This window comes from Echinicola soli, from assembly GCF_006575665.1.
Taxonomy (GTDB): domain Bacteria; phylum Bacteroidota; class Bacteroidia; order Cytophagales; family Cyclobacteriaceae; genus Echinicola; species Echinicola soli.
Genome location: NZ_CP041253.1, coordinates 4,186,769 through 4,204,271 on the forward strand (window position 1 = coordinate 4,186,769; position 17,503 = coordinate 4,204,271).

Consider the following 17,503-nt stretch of genomic DNA (forward strand, 5'->3'; position numbering starts at 1 on the left):
ATTATAATTTTATAAACACCTTTTTCTGATAAAGCAGCCATGCTGGGATATAGTTTATGAACACAAATAGTACCGCAAAAACCATACTCGCTATCTCAGCCATAATGCCTAAGTGGATGGCACCATGCATAAAATGTTCGCTGATGCTTTTCCCTCCCATCGGTAGCTGATAGAAAACCAAGGAAAGCAAATCGGCCAGGACGTAGACCGTAATAGCATTTGAACCAAATATGATCCAAGGCTTGGTACCTTGCTGATTTCCCTTGATGTCTATCCAATAATAAAAAGCTCCCAAGAAGCTAAATGCCGTCCCTCCTGTCACTAACACAAACGAGCTTGTCCAAATGTTTTTATTGATGGGAAAAAACCAAGCCCACAACACCCCCCAAAGTGTTAATATCAAACCTACCACCATCAGTTTGTTGGCTTTATCTGTATCTTTTAAGTTGCTTTTTAATAGCTGGCCTCCCAACATGCCCAAAATCCCTGTCGCCACTGCAGGAAAAGTACTGAAAAGCCCCTCTGGATCCCAATTGCCCTGCCACATCTTACCTGGAAGCAATTGCTGGTCAATCCATGCCGCTAAGTTTCGGCCAGGATCCAGAACCACTTGGCCGATTCCGGGTGTAGGAATCAAGGTCATGGCCAGCCAATATCCGACAAGCAGGGCCAGGGCCAAATAGGCTTGCTGTTTCCATCCAAGGTTTATAAACATAATTGTACACACCACAAACACCACCGCGATCCGCTGGAGGACACCAGCCACTCTGATAGATGAAAAATCAAACTCCGGAATCATTCCCAGTATGATCCCCAATATGAAAATCTTTGCACCACGGAAAAGTAACTTCTTATAGATATCTCCCTTATCCAATGGCGCATCCATTTTTCCAGAGTAGGCCATGACGATAGAAACTCCCACGATGAACAAAAAGAAGGGAAAAATAAAATCAGTTGGGGTGATAACATTCCATTGGGCATGATGCAAAGGGGGAAAAACATGATCCCAGCTACCCGGAAAATTCACAAGGATCATTGCGGCAATGGTGATTCCCCTTAAGGCATCCAAAGAGATTAATCGTGTACTTCTATAAGCCATTATCTATGTTTATTGGTTTATTCGAATGCCTTAAACACTTCATTTTTCAGCAACAGGCTATTGCTTTTATCAAGGAATTATTAATCAACACCCAAACATTTAACAAAACCTTAATCATCTAAAAACCAATCGGTAACAAGTAAAAACGAAGCGCAAAATGAGGTTTTTAATACGTGTTTTACGAAAAAACTTACCAATAAAAACATGAAATTTATTCTGTGGAGATAAAATTATTTCATCATGAACCAGCCAGACAAACAAATTTTATTGAGGTTTATTCAGGGAGATCAGGAAGCTGCGGACTATATCTATAGATATTACAGAACCCCAGTGCTTCGCTTTGCCATTTCTATTTTAAAGGATGAAATAGAAGCTGAAAATATTTTCCAGGAGGTCTTCACCAAGATCATTTGCAGACATGATCGAATCAATCCGGACATGAATTTCAGCTCTTATATTTTTACGGCCGTCAAAAACGAAATTTTTGATTATTTCAAAGCGGTAAAAAAAGACAATAAACTCAAGGAACAGTTCTGGGTAAATGTACAGATCGCCAGTAAGGAGGAAAAAGAACAGCAGGAATTTCAGCTGGAAAAATTGGAAGGACTTATCGGGCAGCTTTCTCCAAAGCGAAAACAAGTACTCCACATGAACATTTTCGAGAAAAAATCCTATCAGCAAATTGCCGAGGAGCTGACCATATCTGTCAATACCGTAAAAAATCAATTGATCAAGGCAAAAGCCATGATCAGACAGGAAATGAACTAAAAAAAGTACCGGCGATGAAATGCCTTCATGCCGGTACTACCTCTAATTACCTTGTTATTTATGAGGGCCAGAGTAAAGAGGCTTAGTCATCTTTACCTTTTCCTTTACCATGGCCACCATCTCCGTGATCATGCCATTTGCCATCCTTAAATTCTCCATTTCTCATTACCAAGGCTGATTCTATATTTGCATAAAGGGCAGCATATGCCTCTCCATTACCGTCTACATCATTTGGACCTACCTCGATAAGCCCATCGCCATTATTATCCCTTACCAATGACGGATCTACCCCTTCCAAGAACTTGTCCATGTATAGGGATAGGACAAAATTGGCCGTACCGCCATCGATTTCCAGTCCTTTATTGAACATAATTTCCACTTGGTCCTCAAGGGTCAGGTACATCACTGCTGGTGTGTCAAACCAATTTGCCTTTACAACCACAGATCTATTGAACATTTCATGATCCATGGGAACATCTTCCGAATGCACTAGATCAAAGCTCAATTTGCCGTAAATACCATCATAAGCCCTTCCAATACCTATGGGGGCGATATGGATATTGCCATCTCTTACTAATGTTAGGGTTTGTGACATTCCGCTATTGATATTCACCACGGTAGGTTTTTTACTGTCATCGCTGGTGGCGCGCATATGAAGTTTTAGATCCTCCAAAGAGATAGAAAGATCAGTTATCTCCAAATTGTTATATACCAAACTTGGATTTGGGCTGTCTTCCTCAGCGGTATTGGTAACCATAGCGGATACCGTGACTTCACTTTCTTGGGTTTCCGGCATTACATCCTCTTCTTGATTACACGAGGACAGTAACGCCGTGGCAGAAAATGCCATCATTAGATTTCTCATACGGGTTGTACAAATCATAATTGTAAAATTTAGTTGGTTATAGAATTAAATTGGTAATTAGGTTAAATATGGTTTTTACGTAATGAGCTATTCTTCTTCCACTGGTTCCGCTTCATCGCCCCATTGGACATGTTGAAATTGTCCATTAGTGACGACTACTTCAGTGCCATTTTCATCATCCAGTGCCTCGAAGTGGAAAGTACCTGATATGGACTTCGCGACTGGATCAAACTCCGTTACGGTAAGGCTCACTTTCCGTGTGTGATTGGAACTGGCTTTAAAAATATGCTCGTCGGTATTGACTGAAGGCCGCTTTTCCACGGCTCCCAACACTCCCTTGTAATGTGAACTCCCTTCTGTAATAGGGGTCCAAGTGGTGAAGGTATCGCCTGTTTGAATGTCTGTGACTTGCTCGCCCCCCAGTTTAAACCCTACTGCCAATGCTCCTCCGTCGTCAGAAAGCTGCACGGCATATACGGTAAGCACAAAAGCACCCTCAGCTTTTTCGATATCCGCCATCACAAAGTCCAAAGCAAGAAGCCCCTCTCCATTCACTGCTTCAAAAGGCTTTCCATTGACTTCACAAGTCACTTTTTCTGCATTGGCCATATCCAAGTCCGTCTTGGTATCCAGTGATGTAATACACCCACTGAGACAGGCAAAGAGTAAAATAGCCAATAAATATATTTGTCTGCTAAATAGGTTCATATCAAAATAAAAATATAGTTGGTTTATGTATTGTATGGTTTCACACCTATATATGAGAATTTAATCTACATTTTGTAGAAAACCGCCCACTACAATAGCTGATGTTTTTTTTGTAATCCTTTTTCGAGCTGTGTTAACGTGCCTTTTGCCCATTTTCCAGATGTATTATTCATAAAATATGCCACCAACGATAATCTTTTATCCTCACCATAAAAAAAGCTGACCACCAGATGTGATCAGCTCAAATCAAAAAACTCCTTACGTTGTCATCAAATTTACTTTATCATAAATTGATCAATTCATTAGATTACCACTTCTAGAATTGCATTTTTTGGAATATGGATACTTGCTTTAAGGCAGACCCTTGTATCGGTCACAGCCCATACTGTGGTCTCCACCATCAAATGATTCATCTCATCATCACATAAATAAAGCTTTACTTTCAGATGATCTAAATTTCCCAGTATAAGGGCATTCATCAGCTGCCTTTCACGATGGTTTATTTCCTCTTGCGTAGCCAGTACCTCATGGCTAGCTAATTTCAGCCCAAGTAATTGTTCTTTTTCAAGATGTATTAGCGTTTTCATATGTGTGCTACTTTTAGAGAAGGTTTGGTAATGGCTTCATGGATACGCTTTTCCCAAGTTTTGGCCAAAATAGGCTCATTGACCAAGCCAGAGAATTTCTCTCCATCATATACTTCCAGCATACACTGCTGCCCAGGAACTTCCCCTTCCAATATCAACTCGATTTTATCGATTATTTTATCCCCCAGTGAATTATCACGGGATTTTATCCGCCTTATTTTCTCATTAATATGCACCCGGCGAATTGTCTTTAAATCTATGATTATTGGTTCACCTCCGCCGACATCTTCCAGATAGACAAGTTGACATTTTACCTCATCCAGGCCTAAAAAGTACTGGTTTCTCCAAAGTTCCGTAAAATGCAAGGATAAATCGTGCATTCGTGCAAATTCCAAGATGCGCTTGTTTACCTGCGCTTGTTTTCTTTTATTTTTTTTACTGTGTATGACAAATGGTATGGCAAATGCAATGATCATCACCACCACAAATACCATGGATATCGTATCAATCATGTCGGTTGTTGATTGCGTAGTCGCTTAAAAGCACTACTGGTATAGAAATTTATTTCCCTGTCCCCTATCCTACGGGAAACAGCGTTATTGATAAATAACCATGGAAATGTTACCAGAAAAAATGGCTGGGAAATATGATCTCTCTAATACCAAAAGGGATGGCTGTTTTGGAACACAGAAAAATCTGCTCCAACAATTGCCTTTCCAGGATTCTTAAACCACAGAAAAAACCACCCACAAAATGATTCGTCTCCCGTGTTTGATCTACATTTGACGAACCTATGCTCCAATCATGCTCTGTAAGATTTATCGCATTTGGAGTAAAATTGCTCCAAGTCGTGACCGATACAGTATCTTTTTTAGAATAGGTATCGTGGACACTGGTGGAAAAATAACCGCTGAGTAAAACAAAACAGGTCATCAGCAGAGCGCTCATTACCCCTGAAAAACCTATTATTTTTTGTTTACTCATTGTTGTTTATCGATCAAATACTATTAATAAAAGCTCTACTGACTAAAAGGCCAAAGAGCTATTATTTAAAACGACAAAGCTCAAAAAAAACGTTTGTTATTTTCTAATAATTTATCTGATAAAATTTAGTAATGGCTGTCTCATAAGTCAAATTGACTGTCATCCGCTTGAGACGACAGGAAAAATCCCAAATCCACATTTTAGTAAAATTAAAGGGGGTAGGATTTCTCCTTGGGCCAAAATGACACGTTACGAGACAGCCTCTTTTAACATTTAGCTTATCTTTTGGAAAGCCTGCTCCAGATCTGCACGGATGTCATCGATGTGCTCGATGCCAAGACTAATTCTCAGCATTCCAGGGGTCACACCAGCAGCGGCTTGTTCTTTGTCAGACAGTTGCTGGTGAGTGGTGGCTGCAGGCTGTATGATCAGCGTCTTGGCATCCCCGACATTGGCGAGGTGACTGATGAGCTGTAAGCTGTCCACCAGCTTTTCACCTGCCTCTTTTCCTCCTTTTACTTCAAAAGTCAATACCCCTCCAAATCCATTTTTGAGGTATTTCTTTGCCAAGGCATGATGGCTGTGGCTTTCCAAGCCGGGGTAGCTTACTTTAGACACTTGAGGATGCTTTTCTAGCCACCTGGCCAAGACCAGGGCATTTTCAACGGTTCGCTCAGCACGAAGTGAAAGTGTTTCCAAACCCTGAATCAGCAAGAAGCTATTGAACGGACTGATCGCTGGGCCAAAATCACGAAGACCTTCCACCCTCGCACGGATGGTAAAAGCAATGTTTGGCAGGCCAAGCGGATTTCCTTCTCCAAAGACCTCCCAGAAATTCAGTCCATGATAGCCTTCTGAAGGTTCTGAAAACTGCGGATATTTACCATTTCCCCAGTTGTAATTACCTCCATCCACGATGATCCCGCCGATGGAAGTCCCATGGCCGCCAATCCATTTGGTAGCAGATGCCACCACGATGTGTGCACCATGCTCAAGTGGCCTAAAAAGGTATCCACCCGCTCCAAAGGTATTGTCCACCACTAAGGGGATGTCATGTTTCTTTGAAAGCTCAGCTAATTTTTCAAAATCAGGCACATTGAACCCGGGATTTCCAATCGTCTCCACGTACAAGGCCTTGGTCTTGTCATCGATCAGCTTTTCAAGGTCTTCGGCCTTTTCACTATCAGCAAAACGCGCAGATATCCCCAACCGTTTAAAAGCCACTTTGAACTGGTTATAAGTACCGCCATATAAGTATGGAGAGGTTACAAAGTTCTCTCCACTCTCCAGAATATTGCTCAAAGCGATAAACTGAGCAGCTTGTCCGGAGCTGACCGCCAGAGCAGCAACTCCCCCTTCCAAGGCAGCCATGCGCTTCTCAAATACGTCATTGGTCGGATTCATGATCCGTGTATAGATATTCCCAAACTCCTTCAGCCCAAAAAGATTGGCGCCATGTTCTGCAGAATTGAACACATAGGAACTGGTTTGATAAATCGGAACGGCTCGGGAATTAGTATTGGTATCAGGTTCGTGTCCTGCATGAAGCTGCAAGGTTTCAAATTTTAAGTTGTTTTCAGACATTTTAAATATGGTTATTTAGAAGATTTATTCATCAAATAGTATGGACATTTTGTCCATCACTGCTATACCAAAAATAATAATTACCGCGGTATTTTAGTGTTTTTTTTGTTGAATTTATCCAACTGGTCAGTCCCATATGCCAAGGAATAAAATTAGGAATAGATAGTCAATACCGTTAACAGACTCGGTTTGAAAACCGCTACTGCCCCAAAGCAATCCCTCAATGTTATTAATAACCTGAGCTCGATTTTAAATACCGTCACTGCGAGCCTGCCTTTGGCTTCAGACAGGACGTAGGATAGGATTTGCAGAAAGGGCGTGGCAACTCGCCGCAGCGAGTTGCCACGCCCTTTCCTGCCCTATTTCAATGCTAATAGAGTTCGAAATGAACAAATAATCATATCTTATTCATCGATACCAGGCCCCAGCAGGTATTTCCTGCTTATTTCCATCAGCATCAGTCCAAAAAAGGTTTAAAGGTGTATTTCTTGTTTCCTTGAGATAGTAAATTTTTACTGGATGCAGCCCTTTTTGGAGGTGAACGGTGCCTTCAGGAGAATGGTCTGTAGCATAGTTTCCATCCAATACTCCAATATCATGAATCCTCATAAAAAAGTGACTCCTTCCCCTATCTGCTGAAAAGGTATATTTCCCATCTTCTGGAACAGCCAAATACCCCTGCCACATGACCAAATTACCTTTTGTCGACACCTTATTAATGGCTAAACTCTTAACTTTTTTACTCGAAACAGCCTTCAAGGATACTTTGGGAATCCATGCGCTGTTTACGCTATAGGTTTTGGCTACCAGCCCGTTTTTGGGTTTGTCCACTACCATGGACGGGACCAGTGCTTCATCATATGGTCGGGGAGCTTGCTTGTCGATGATTCGATTACGTAGTACTGTTGCTTTGAAGGTGGTCTGCAAGGCCTCATTATCGGCCGCAAGATCATTTCCCTGCTGAGGATCTTTGGTCACCTCATAAATCTCAAAGTCATCCCCATGCCCTTTTATATTGTAGCGGACTCCTACCATATTTCCCTGTCTAAGCATCTGCATCTGTCCACGCTTTTTTCCTTGATGTGCCTCCAGAAATTCTGCATATTCCGGTACTTTTCCTCCCTGTGCATATTCCACATAAATCTGGCTTGCCTCCTGTTTTCCCTTTCCGGTCAAAGACGGCAACAACGAAACACCATCGGTCCTGATCGGCACAGGAGCTCCTGCGGCATCAGCAAAAGTCGCCATCCAATCGTATGAAATACTGGGTGAATTCACCACGGTGCCCGCTTTGATGTGCTCCGGCCAGTGGGCGATGGTGGCCGTTCTAAGCCCTCCCTCATATACATCACGTTTTATACCATCAAAATAAGCGAAGTTGTTAAAAAACTCGGGCGTATACGCTACATATTCCTGTGGTAGATAAGATTCCCTGGAAGGTCCATTGTCAGAAGTAAACACCACTAGGGTATTTTCAGAAATCTCTAAATCCTCCAACAGGTTCATCAAATCCCCCACCTGATCATCTATCCTTCTATTAACGGTCGCATAGCGCTTATAGGTGTCCGGCCAGGGCACCTCCACGGTGGATGGATCTTTGTCATGATCATAGGTAGCTTCTGCAAATTCGGGATAGATAAAGGAATCTACTTCTCCTGTAGCGGTATTGATCATGTTCCCTTCAGTCCCTAGCCACTGGACGCCGCCGTTCAGTCCCCCACCATCAGGATAACCCTGTGTAGGCAGTTCTATCACTGCATGCGGGGTATCATATGCCAAATACATAAAAAATGGTTGCTGGGAATTTTTCTCTTGGTGTTTGATGATATAATCCTTTGCCCTCGCAGTAAACAGATCTCCTGTATAGCACTTATCCAATCCCTCTACGATTTCATAGTTATGATAAACCTCTTTACTCCCCCTGTACACTCCCTCTACTGGATAATGCTCATGGCCATCTCCGTGCCTGATATAACCAAAATACTGGTCAAATCCGACTTTCAGCGGATGAGTGGGCCAATCTGGCCCTTCTCCCTTACCTTGAAGTCCCCATTTCCCCACTGCTACGGTTGCATAACCGGCTGCTTTTAGAACATCGGCCATCGTATGGTTTTCGCCTATTTCTTTGTCAAACTGGTTATCACGCACATGCGCATGACCTTGGTTTACTCCCATCAGGATGGAAGCCCTGGAAGGAGCACATACAGGCGCTGCTGTATAATGATCGGTCATCATGGCACCTTCTTGAGCCATATTATCCAAATGCGGTGTCATAATCCAAGGCTCACTTCTGTCATTTCGCCCTTTTCGTTCATTTTGGAAGAAAACCCCTATGTCGCCATACCCCAAATCATCGACCAATATGAAAATGATATTTGGCTGTTGTTCGGGTTGGCCTTTTGCAGGCAAAATCAATTTGGACAATACTATTAAAAACAGAAAGAAACTTCTCATTGGAGGTATAAAGTTATTATTGGGCAATATGTTTAGTAATTTCAAGCTATTGGCAAATTTTCATTTCGTCAGAATACGAAGATAAATATTTTCGACTTCTTACCATTTAAAGATAATATAAATATAGGTAACCCAGCACAATTCAGCTAATTAATACAATTAGCTGTCCTTTTTGGACCACTTTTTAAAAGTTCATTTCTTCAAGGAGCTTTTGATGTCAACAGGTCTTCAAAAAGTATAACATCCTTAATCTCAATTAACAAAAGGAAACCAGTCAAGATTATAAATGTATCTTCAGTAGAATACTGTTTTAAAAAATGAGTTAAATCACGTGGTAAATCAACTTTTTTATTACATCTTGGATTATGGTAATCAACAGTACCTCAAACCTTTAAAATAGAATTATTCATTTCACAAAATGAAGGCACTTCACCACCCCATTTATAAACATTCAAAGGGTTCTTGCCGGATTAATATTTAAACCGTAAGAATTGAATGAGCAAAAACAACTTTAATAAGCAGGACAATACCGCCAAACTGAAACTCTTATCGCTGGTAAGCCATGAGATAAGAACACCCCTTCATGGCATTATCGGGCTTACAGAACAGCTGCAGGACACCCCACTTTCCGATGATCAAAAATCCTTGGTGGATCACCTGATTCATACAGAGAGAATTTTGATGAATCTAATAAATGATGTCCTGGATTATTCCAAACTTAAAAGCGCTGCTTTTGACATAAAGCTCAAACCAGCCAGTGTCCATACCATTCTAGATGAATTAAAGACCCTTTTTGCACCTCTGGCAGCCCAAAAATCATTGGACCTTGAAGTCAATATAGAGGTGGGGGCTGAATATGTTTTAGTGGATAATTTAAGGCTAAAGCAAGTCCTTTCCAATCTAATCAATAATGCCTTAAAATTTACTGATTCAGGGTACATTAGGCTTGAATGTAAGCAGACTACTTCAACGAACAGCGATGGACATCCCATGTTTCGATTTACCGTCGAAGATTCCGGTTCTGGAATTCCAGAAGGTAAGGAAACTAGTATTTTCGAAGCTTACGGACATTCCTCGGAAAGCCATAATAAAAATGGAACAGGACTTGGGCTGGCCATTTCTAATATGATCCTAAACAATTTGGGAAGTGAGCTGCATTTGTCAAAGCCATCAGCTTCTGACACTGGTGCTATTTTTTATTTTGATCTTGCGATGGAGCCTACGGAAACAGCTCCTCATACCAAGAAGGAACAACTAACTCACCAGTTTGAAGGCACGCGAGCCCTGTTGGTAGATGATGATCCCCTCGTCCAGAAGATTACTACTGCCATGCTTGAAAAAGAAGGCATTTCCGTAAAAACATCCTTATCTTTTAAAAGTGCCTTAGATTGCCTTTCCCAAGTCCAGCCTGAACTGATATTCATAGATTTGGTCTTAGGAGAAACCGACGGCGCAGAACTGCTTGGTTATCTAAAAGAAAGCGGGATCCATTCAGCCTCATTTATCTGCATGACCGCCTCCGAAAACAGTAAGGATGAAATACTAAAATTGGGATTTGATGCAGTGCTCAGAAAGCCCTTTAATCGTAGGGCACTCACAAGAGTGCTCTCCCAGCTCTCGAAATAGGGATATAAACAAAAATTGGGGAATAAACTAGCCCTCTGTCCCTAAATCAACACTTTGGTCATCAGAAAAAATCCCCGCCAGCCTACTTTTTTGGTACACTAGCGGGGTTGCTATTAGTCAGTCAGATAAAAAAATTACAAACCTATTTTTTAATACTTTGTGTGGCACATCGCCAGATAAATTCATAAGAAGCACCAAAATGCTCACCGGATGTTTCTTCCGTATCCACTGCCTCTACGATATATTGGCCTTTCCATGGCGTTTCTACTACTATTTCGCCATTGGTGTCTGTTGTATATTCCTTGGACCAACCAGTAGGACCATCCACTGCCACTGTTACGCCTTCTTTGGCTTCACCTTTAAACAGGACTTTGAAGTGAAGTGGGTTTTTGAGTCCCCCTTTATCAGGCGAAGTCATCACCAAGGCCAAATCCGTTTTCGGACCTTCTACTGAAGTTTCTTTAGCTTTACCCACCCACACTTGGGAAGCGGTATTGAACTGATAAATATATTCACCTCCTAAATCCTTGGCTGAATGGCCAATCTGAAGTCGATATACACCGTCCATGCTTGGTGTAAAGCTAGCATTAAAGTGATCCGAAGATGGTGAAGTTTCCAATAGCGTCTTATTTCCTTGGGGATCGATCAGCCATAACTCAAATTCTTTCACGTCCGAGTACCAATCATCCACCTTTTCGATCACCCCTTCTCCGTATTCACCATAAAAGATTTTCACTTGTTGTTCCTTGCCTTTTTTGCCATCCACTGCTGTTTCGATCCATAAGGCATGCGCCGTGGCCAATCCAAGGTTGGCAAAAATCGCCAAGGCAAATAGAATACTAAATTTCGTTTTCATCTTTTTAATTGTCTTTTTAAGTTATTTTTTTAATAAATCCTCAATCTGAAACTGCACCTGAGCGTCGCTAAGGCAACTCTTTAATCTATAGAACTCTTCTTCCATTAGGGTAAACTGGATATCCATGTGATAGGTTTCGATCACGATCCTGTCCACTCCATCATAAAACGGACTATGGTCGCCTTCAAATGATAAATCATCAATGTAGCGACAAAACCCGGTAAAATCCACCTTACTAAAACTCAACATGCACTGGCCGTACATCAATCCTATCCTTCCACAATGCTCACATCTGGTCAGGATAAAATTGTTCTTCATCAATATGACTTCCGGATTACAGTAATTCATGCGATCTTCAGTTTGATAAAAAATCCAATTGGTGCCTGATGTGGTAAGGTTCACAAGTTACTTGCATGTACCCGATTGCGCAGAACATAACCACACAGGACTTAATTTTTTGTTCAATATTTATATAAAAACTACGGGAATTTCCTGTCCTTTCAGGCGGCTAACACCCGAAAGGACAGGTACCCTAAATTTAGAATTTAAACCCTACACTTAGACGAGCATTTCTTGGGGCTTCTGCTTGGTAATAATAATAAGCAGCATAAGCAGAACCTGAATAGAGATACTCGTTCAAGATATTAAATACATTGGCGCGAATGGTCAGGTTTTCATTTTCCCAAGACAATCCACCGTCAAGCTTGAAGTAATTTGGGAGGGCCAATTGGTTATCACCAGGCCAGTTCCAAGTGGTTCTATCAGCCTGATAAGTAAATCCAGCTGAAACACCAAAACCTTCAAGGACTCCATTTTGGATGGAATAGGTTAACCAGCCATTGGCAATGTGCTTGGCAAATCCTGGTACTGGACTTCCCACCTGAGAAAATTCTCCAGTCCGCTCATCATCGGTAATTTCAGAATCAGTATAAGCATAGTTTGCAGTTACGATCAATCCCGGAATAATCTCTCCCCTTGCATCAAATTCCACGCCTTGAGTTGTGGTCTGGGTCAAAAGAGAGTATTGGGCTGTTGGATTTTCCGGATCGGAAACCATTTGGTTATTCTTAAAAATCCTGTAGAGTGACAGTCCAGTACTCCATTTTCCGTTGAAGAATTCCCTCTTTGCACCAAATTCTACATTATTTCCAGTGATTGGTTTTACAGGATCTCCACTTTTCAACACCCCTGTCTGAGGAACAAATGCCTGATCATATAGGGCGTAAACCGATGTTTGATCATCAATAGAATAGCTCAAACCAACTCTTGGCGTAATTCTGCTATCCTCATCTACGGCGCCATAGGAATTTTGGTTAACATAAGTATATCTACCTGCCAACGTCAAGCGTAGGGCATTGTCAAAGAATCCCAGCTCATCCTGAACATAAAAACCACTGTAAGACTGGGTAATAGCAGTAGTATTGGCTCTTTGTCTCAAACTCTTACTACGATTAAATTGCGGAAGACCGTTTACAGGTACACCATAAACTGGATTGTTCATATTAAAATACCCACCATTGGCAGAATCCAACTGGTGCGATTGACTCCAATCAGCGATGTATTCTTTTGTTCCGACATCAAATCCTGCCAAAATCCTGTGATTTACAGCACCGGTTTTCACCTCACCATTTACATAGACTTGCCCAAAAGCATTTTCATTCAAAGCATCCCATATTGATACGTACCGGACAAGATTGGCCTCTTCATCCACAGAATTCAGCCACATGGAGCTTCCTTCCTGTTGATAATTAAAATAAGCCAATTGTGCAGTCACTTTCCAATTGTCACTGATATCATGCTGTAAATTGGCCATGACACTGTGGTCATCGATTTTGGTAGGATCCAAACCAGGCTCTGCAATGGTAAAACTTTGGTCATAAATACCATATCCCTCTGTGGAGAACACATAGGCAGAACCCACATTTGACATATTTACATGCTGGTAAACATACTCAAGGGTCAATTTCGTTTTTTCGTCCAGCTGATAGCTTAGCACAGGAGCCACGCTATATCGATCAGTGAAGGTGTAATCTTGAAAGGAATTCTGGGTCTGCCCCATGACGTTCAGGCGATAAAGGAGTTTTCCATCCTTGCTCAATTTACCGTCCAAGTCCAGGGTTCCCCTGTACAAGTCATAGCTTCCCATTGTTAAATTTACTTCCCCTCGGCTTACCCCTGTTGGCTTTTTGGTTACGACATTGTAAATGCCACTAGGCTCACCATTGGACATCATAAATCCTGCAGGACCTTTTACAAACTCAATAGTTTCCACAAAACTCATGTCTTCATTCAAAGGCCCCCAGTTTGAGGTTACGTTCATGCCATTTCTGAAGGCTCCAGCGCGAGATCCACGCATATTTACACGGGCATAGAGGTTTCCCCAGTGCTCTAAACGCGTAGCACCACTTACATTTCGCAATACCCCATCACTCATATCGATTACCTGCTGATCTTTTAAGGCCTGCGCTGTGACCACCTGGATATTCTGTGGTACTTCGATCAATTCTTCATTTAAGCGAAGACTTCCTGATGGCTCGTCTACTTTATATTCACTTCTTTCACCTGTAACGGTTACTTCTCCCAGTTCAGACTCTGTTTCTTTCAGGATAATGGTGCCGAGCGCGGTGGACTGTCCATTCTGCACAATAATGCGCTTGTACACTGTGGCATGACCTACGGCAGAGATATCCAAGGTATAGCTACCAGCAGGAGCCGAAAATTCAAAACGTCCATCCTCACCGGATGCGGCTCCATAAGAAGTCCCTTCTAAAATTACAGAAGCATAAGGTAAAGGTTTGCCTGCTTCATTCTTAACATATCCATTGATAGTTCCTCTAGATTGAGCCATCACCAATTGGCCAATCCCTAGTAAAATCAAGACAAGTACAATTCGTTTCATTTATCTTATTTAGATTAATTTTAATTAAGAACAAAAGTAAGCTGCAAAACCGTAACATCTAAATTATTTAGAATGATTTTAAATATATTTTATCAATAGGTTTATAATTTCAATAGAAAACTCCTAACTCTCTCAAGCTTACCATCCATATCTGTAACAATTTTATATAAACCCTTTCTACCAATAGATAACTCCTTCATAATCAAAACCAGCTACTGGTACTACTAATAAATACTTAGCATTCTATGAACAAAAAAAATGATGGAGAGCTTTTATATGATAAGTTGGGCAATTAGTAAAATGTGTATTCGCAATGTTGCGCGTAACCAAATTCAATACTGTTTTTGCTATATTAATCTTTCCTACTTTTTATTCAGGTATTGGACTGATTTTCAGAGAGCTTCATGAATGCTTCGCATTTCCATTGATGAAAAGGACCAAAAATCCAGTCCGATGGTGAGCCCTTTAAATTGGGAAGGACAAGTTTTCCAGTGAGGACAATACGTTACCCAATTTAATTTAAGAAAACTGCTCCGGCCTGAAAATGAACGGCCTGCTCATTTATCTTAAACCAGTCTCACCAAGGGACTTCCTTAACTTTCCAAATCGAATTTTGTAATTGTACCGCTACGTGTAAAATTACCGATAGTCATTATTAGTAATAAGTCTTGGTCACATAAATAATTATTTATTAATCACACAATAGTAAAACTACTTAAAAAGGGTTATTTGCTTTATTACAATTATTTAGTAACTTGTTATAAAATTCGTTTTTATACATTTATAAAACATTTTAATCGAATTATAATTCAAAAAATAAAACACTTACCAACTCAAATTATAAGTATAAATCAATACAACCACCTACTAAATAATGTCATATGAGCTCCATAAAATACCGTCCTGAAATTGATGGATTAAGATCTATTGCAGTTGTACCGGTTATTTTGTTTCATCTAGGCCTAAGCTGGATTACAGGAGGCTTTTATGGTGTAGATGTTTTTTTTGTCATTTCAGGTTACCTAATCACTTCCATTATCGTCAAAAACTTAGATTCAGGTAAATTTACATTTCAAGACTTTTGGCTAAGACGGGTAAGGCGTATCATGCCCGCTCTCATCGGAGTCATCCTCTTCTGTTTTTTAGTCTTTCCTTTTTTAATTTATGAAGGTGATATCAAGTATATGGTACTGGATGGATTTGCTGCGTTATTCTCTGTGGCAAACTTTAATGCTTATATCAATTTAGGTGATTATTGGGGAGGTAGAGCAGAAACTTCCTTCTTTCTCCATGCCTGGTCATTATCCGTAGAAGAACAGTTCTATTTGGCATATCCTCTGATACTTTTTTTGCTCCATAAATGGGGACAACCATTTCTCAAATGGGTAATTGCCATTGTGATACTGAGCTTTGGACTATATTGTTATGGTGTGTTTTTTGAGATGAAAGCTTTCCCATTCAATGCGCTTTCAAGTAATTCCGTAACCTTTTACATGATCCCATCTAGAGCTTGGGAACTTGGCATAGGTTGTATTACGGCACTCTTGGTGAAAGCTGGACATCGAGAAAAATATGACCAAAAAACAAAAGCGATTTGTTCCCTGATCGGGCTGATGCTAATCGTATCATCTTACCTCATTCCTACGGATGGTGATGTGAGTTTGATTGCGTTATTACCTACTGTTGGAACTGGTCTATTTATCTTCTTTGCTAATAATGAGGTTTTTGCAGGAAAAATCCTCAGCAATAAGCCGATTGTATTTATTGGAAAAATTTCATACTCCCTGTATTTGTGGCACTGGCCATTTTGTGTTCTCTTTCACAAATACCTTTCCATCAAATATGCAATTTCTGAAACAGTCTCATCTGTTCTAATTATACTTCTAACCACCATATTTTCCATTCTTTCCTATTATTTGATAGAGGAACGAACCCATCATTACAATAATGCAGCAAAATTGGTCGGTGGACTGGCAATTACGATACTTTGCTTTGGTGGACTATACATGCAGGTGATATTCAAAGACCTCCAAGCTCCTTTCAATTATGTAGATCATTATTTCAACTATTACAGCATCAACCCTGAATTGTTTCACAAACGTTCTGATAGTATAGAGGTAGACGATAAGGACATGAAAGTAAATCACTACCTAACATCGAGAAAATCACCAGAATATAATAAAGGAGGGTTGATAATCGGCAATCCTGAAATAGAAAATCCTGAAATAGTGGTCATTGGAGATTCACATGGATGTGGTTGGGGAAAAGTTCTTAATGAAATATCCGACAGCCTAAAGACCAAGACAACGTTTTATGTGGGCGATGGTATGTTTATGCATTTTCCAATTAAAGATGGGAAGTTACCAGCCCAAATGCCTGCTATCAATAGTTTCACCGATGAGCAAGCCAGAGCCTATGGAGAAAATGTCCTGAAATCAATCGATGATGCCAAATTAGTCATTATCACCAACAGACTTACAGGCTCCTATCCCCGAACTGACGAGCAAATGTCATACATCGAAGATTTTATCAGGTATTCAACGGAAACTGGCGCAAAGGTACTCCTAATCAACCAACCTCCTCTTTTGGCTATACCGCCCAAAAGACAGCTCACACCGCTTTTGATCTATTTTGGATATAGACCAAACGATGAAAACCAGTACATTGATGAATTCATGCCAAGTTCTGTAAACGCTTACAACAAGAGACTGTATAAAATGGCTGAAAAATATAAATCAGCTTCCGTCTTTAATTCTTACGATATTTATAAAAATCAACAGAAAGGAATTTGGGTAATTGATAAAAAGGACATTCTCTACCGAGACATTAATCACCTCAGCTACCAAGGGACTTTAAAAGCAAAGGAGGGGCTATACCGTCATATTAGCGGCTTATTGTCCCCCTCATCTTTGTATTCTAATAAGACAGTAACCCTAACCCCGCAATAATCTTACTTGACTTTGTTTGCTTAATAGGCAAAAATAACCATCAAAAAACCGAAGAGTATCAAACGTGACTCTTCGGTTTTTTGATGGTTACTGATGAAAATTTCTCAAACTTCAGTTAGGTACCT

At 40.6% G+C, this 17,503-nt stretch carries 14 protein-coding genes; 3 read left to right on the forward strand and 11 right to left on the reverse strand.

Going from position 1 to position 17,503, the window contains the following annotated elements:
* Window position 1 precedes the first annotated feature (1 nt).
* Window positions 2–1,099, reverse strand: a complete 1,098-nt coding sequence (locus tag FKX85_RS16370) for an acyltransferase family protein (RefSeq protein ID WP_141615759.1) — start codon at window positions 1,097–1,099, stop codon at window positions 2–4.
* A gap of 240 nt (window positions 1,100–1,339) precedes the next feature.
* Between FKX85_RS16370 and FKX85_RS16375 the strand changes: the two genes are divergently transcribed.
* Window positions 1,340–1,867: an RNA polymerase sigma factor gene (locus FKX85_RS16375; RefSeq protein ID WP_141615760.1), complete on the forward strand. Its 528-nt coding sequence runs from the start codon at window positions 1,340–1,342 to the stop codon at window positions 1,865–1,867.
* Window positions 1,868–1,949: 82 nt separating this feature from the next.
* Here FKX85_RS16375 and FKX85_RS16380 read toward each other — a convergent pair whose 3' ends face one another.
* The 7 genes from FKX85_RS16380 to FKX85_RS16410 all read right to left on the reverse strand — a co-directional run bounded on the left by FKX85_RS16380 (window position 1,950) and on the right by FKX85_RS16410 (window position 9,049).
* Window positions 1,950–2,732: a hypothetical protein gene (locus FKX85_RS16380; protein WP_141615761.1), complete on the reverse strand. Its 783-nt coding sequence runs from the start codon at window positions 2,730–2,732 to the stop codon at window positions 1,950–1,952.
* 87 nt (window positions 2,733–2,819) lie between these two features.
* Entirely contained in the window at window positions 2,820–3,440 is a 621-nt protein-coding gene (locus FKX85_RS16385) for a hypothetical protein (protein WP_141615762.1), read from the reverse strand.
* Window positions 3,441–3,742: 302 nt separating this feature from the next.
* Entirely contained in the window at window positions 3,743–4,027 is a 285-nt protein-coding gene (locus FKX85_RS16390; protein WP_141615763.1) for a hypothetical protein, read from the reverse strand.
* Entirely contained in the window at window positions 4,024–4,539 is a 516-nt protein-coding gene (locus FKX85_RS16395) for a hypothetical protein (protein ID WP_141615764.1), read from the reverse strand. The genes FKX85_RS16390 and FKX85_RS16395 overlap by 4 nt, the downstream gene beginning before the upstream one ends.
* Window positions 4,540–4,648: 109 nt before the next feature.
* A complete protein-coding gene (locus FKX85_RS16400; protein ID WP_141615765.1) occupies window positions 4,649–5,011 on the reverse strand; it encodes a hypothetical protein in 363 nt (120 codons plus the stop codon).
* 273 nt (window positions 5,012–5,284) lie between these two features.
* Window positions 5,285–6,595 (reverse strand): O-acetylhomoserine aminocarboxypropyltransferase/cysteine synthase family protein, encoded by a 1,311-nt coding sequence (locus FKX85_RS16405; RefSeq protein ID WP_141615766.1) that lies wholly within the window; start codon window positions 6,593–6,595, stop codon window positions 5,285–5,287.
* A gap of 408 nt (window positions 6,596–7,003) precedes the next feature.
* Entirely contained in the window at window positions 7,004–9,049 is a 2,046-nt protein-coding gene (locus tag FKX85_RS16410; RefSeq protein ID WP_141615767.1) for a sulfatase-like hydrolase/transferase, read from the reverse strand.
* 495 nt (window positions 9,050–9,544) lie between these two features.
* On the opposite strand from FKX85_RS16410, the gene FKX85_RS16415 reads away from it, so the two are divergent.
* Window positions 9,545–10,675 (forward strand): ATP-binding protein, encoded by a 1,131-nt coding sequence (locus FKX85_RS16415; protein WP_141615768.1) that lies wholly within the window; start codon window positions 9,545–9,547, stop codon window positions 10,673–10,675.
* A gap of 142 nt (window positions 10,676–10,817) precedes the next feature.
* On the opposite strand, the gene FKX85_RS16420 is transcribed toward FKX85_RS16415, so the two are convergent.
* The 3 genes from FKX85_RS16420 to FKX85_RS16430 form a co-directional block, all read right to left on the reverse strand.
* Window positions 10,818–11,531, reverse strand: coding sequence for a DUF4198 domain-containing protein (locus FKX85_RS16420; RefSeq protein WP_141615769.1), 714 nt, complete (start codon window positions 11,529–11,531; stop codon window positions 10,818–10,820).
* Between the two features lie 21 nt (window positions 11,532–11,552).
* Entirely contained in the window at window positions 11,553–11,879 is a 327-nt protein-coding gene (locus FKX85_RS16425; RefSeq protein WP_141615770.1) for a DUF6686 family protein, read from the reverse strand.
* Window positions 11,880–12,069: 190 nt separating this feature from the next.
* Window positions 12,070–14,430: a TonB-dependent receptor gene (locus tag FKX85_RS16430; protein ID WP_141615771.1), complete on the reverse strand. Its 2,361-nt coding sequence runs from the start codon at window positions 14,428–14,430 to the stop codon at window positions 12,070–12,072.
* 881 nt (window positions 14,431–15,311) lie between these two features.
* On the opposite strand from FKX85_RS16430, the gene FKX85_RS16435 reads away from it, so the two are divergent.
* On the forward strand, window positions 15,312–17,378 hold the full coding sequence (locus tag FKX85_RS16435) for an acyltransferase family protein (RefSeq protein ID WP_141615772.1): 2,067 nt from the start codon (window positions 15,312–15,314) through the stop codon (window positions 17,376–17,378).
* Window positions 17,379–17,503 lie beyond the last annotated feature (125 nt).

What these genes read in the sequence shown, in the direction of transcription:
- FKX85_RS16405 (WP_141615766.1), bottom strand. Translation starts at nt 6,595, where the DNA reads ATGTCTGAAAACAACTTAAAATTTGAAACCTTGCAGCTTCATGCAGGA.
- FKX85_RS16425 (WP_141615770.1), bottom strand. Translation starts at nt 11,879, where the DNA reads ATGAATTACTGTAATCCGGAAGTCATATTGATGAAGAACAATTTTATC.
- FKX85_RS16370 (WP_141615759.1), bottom strand. Translation starts at nt 1,099, where the DNA reads ATGGCTTATAGAAGTACACGATTAATCTCTTTGGATGCCTTAAGGGGA.
- FKX85_RS16435 (WP_141615772.1), top strand. Translation starts at nt 15,312, where the DNA reads ATGAGCTCCATAAAATACCGTCCTGAAATTGATGGATTAAGATCTATT.
- FKX85_RS16385 (WP_141615762.1), bottom strand. Translation starts at nt 3,440, where the DNA reads ATGAACCTATTTAGCAGACAAATATATTTATTGGCTATTTTACTCTTT.
- FKX85_RS16430 (WP_141615771.1), bottom strand. Translation starts at nt 14,430, where the DNA reads ATGAAACGAATTGTACTTGTCTTGATTTTACTAGGGATTGGCCAATTG.
- FKX85_RS16375 (WP_141615760.1), top strand. Translation starts at nt 1,340, where the DNA reads ATGAACCAGCCAGACAAACAAATTTTATTGAGGTTTATTCAGGGAGAT.
- FKX85_RS16400 (WP_141615765.1), bottom strand. Translation starts at nt 5,011, where the DNA reads ATGAGTAAACAAAAAATAATAGGTTTTTCAGGGGTAATGAGCGCTCTG.
- FKX85_RS16395 (WP_141615764.1), bottom strand. Translation starts at nt 4,539, where the DNA reads ATGATTGATACGATATCCATGGTATTTGTGGTGGTGATGATCATTGCA.
- FKX85_RS16420 (WP_141615769.1), bottom strand. Translation starts at nt 11,531, where the DNA reads ATGAAAACGAAATTTAGTATTCTATTTGCCTTGGCGATTTTTGCCAAC.
- FKX85_RS16380 (WP_141615761.1), bottom strand. Translation starts at nt 2,732, where the DNA reads ATGAGAAATCTAATGATGGCATTTTCTGCCACGGCGTTACTGTCCTCG.
- FKX85_RS16390 (WP_141615763.1), bottom strand. Translation starts at nt 4,027, where the DNA reads ATGAAAACGCTAATACATCTTGAAAAAGAACAATTACTTGGGCTGAAA.
- FKX85_RS16410 (WP_141615767.1), bottom strand. Translation starts at nt 9,049, where the DNA reads ATGAGAAGTTTCTTTCTGTTTTTAATAGTATTGTCCAAATTGATTTTG.
- FKX85_RS16415 (WP_141615768.1), top strand. Translation starts at nt 9,545, where the DNA reads ATGAGCAAAAACAACTTTAATAAGCAGGACAATACCGCCAAACTGAAA.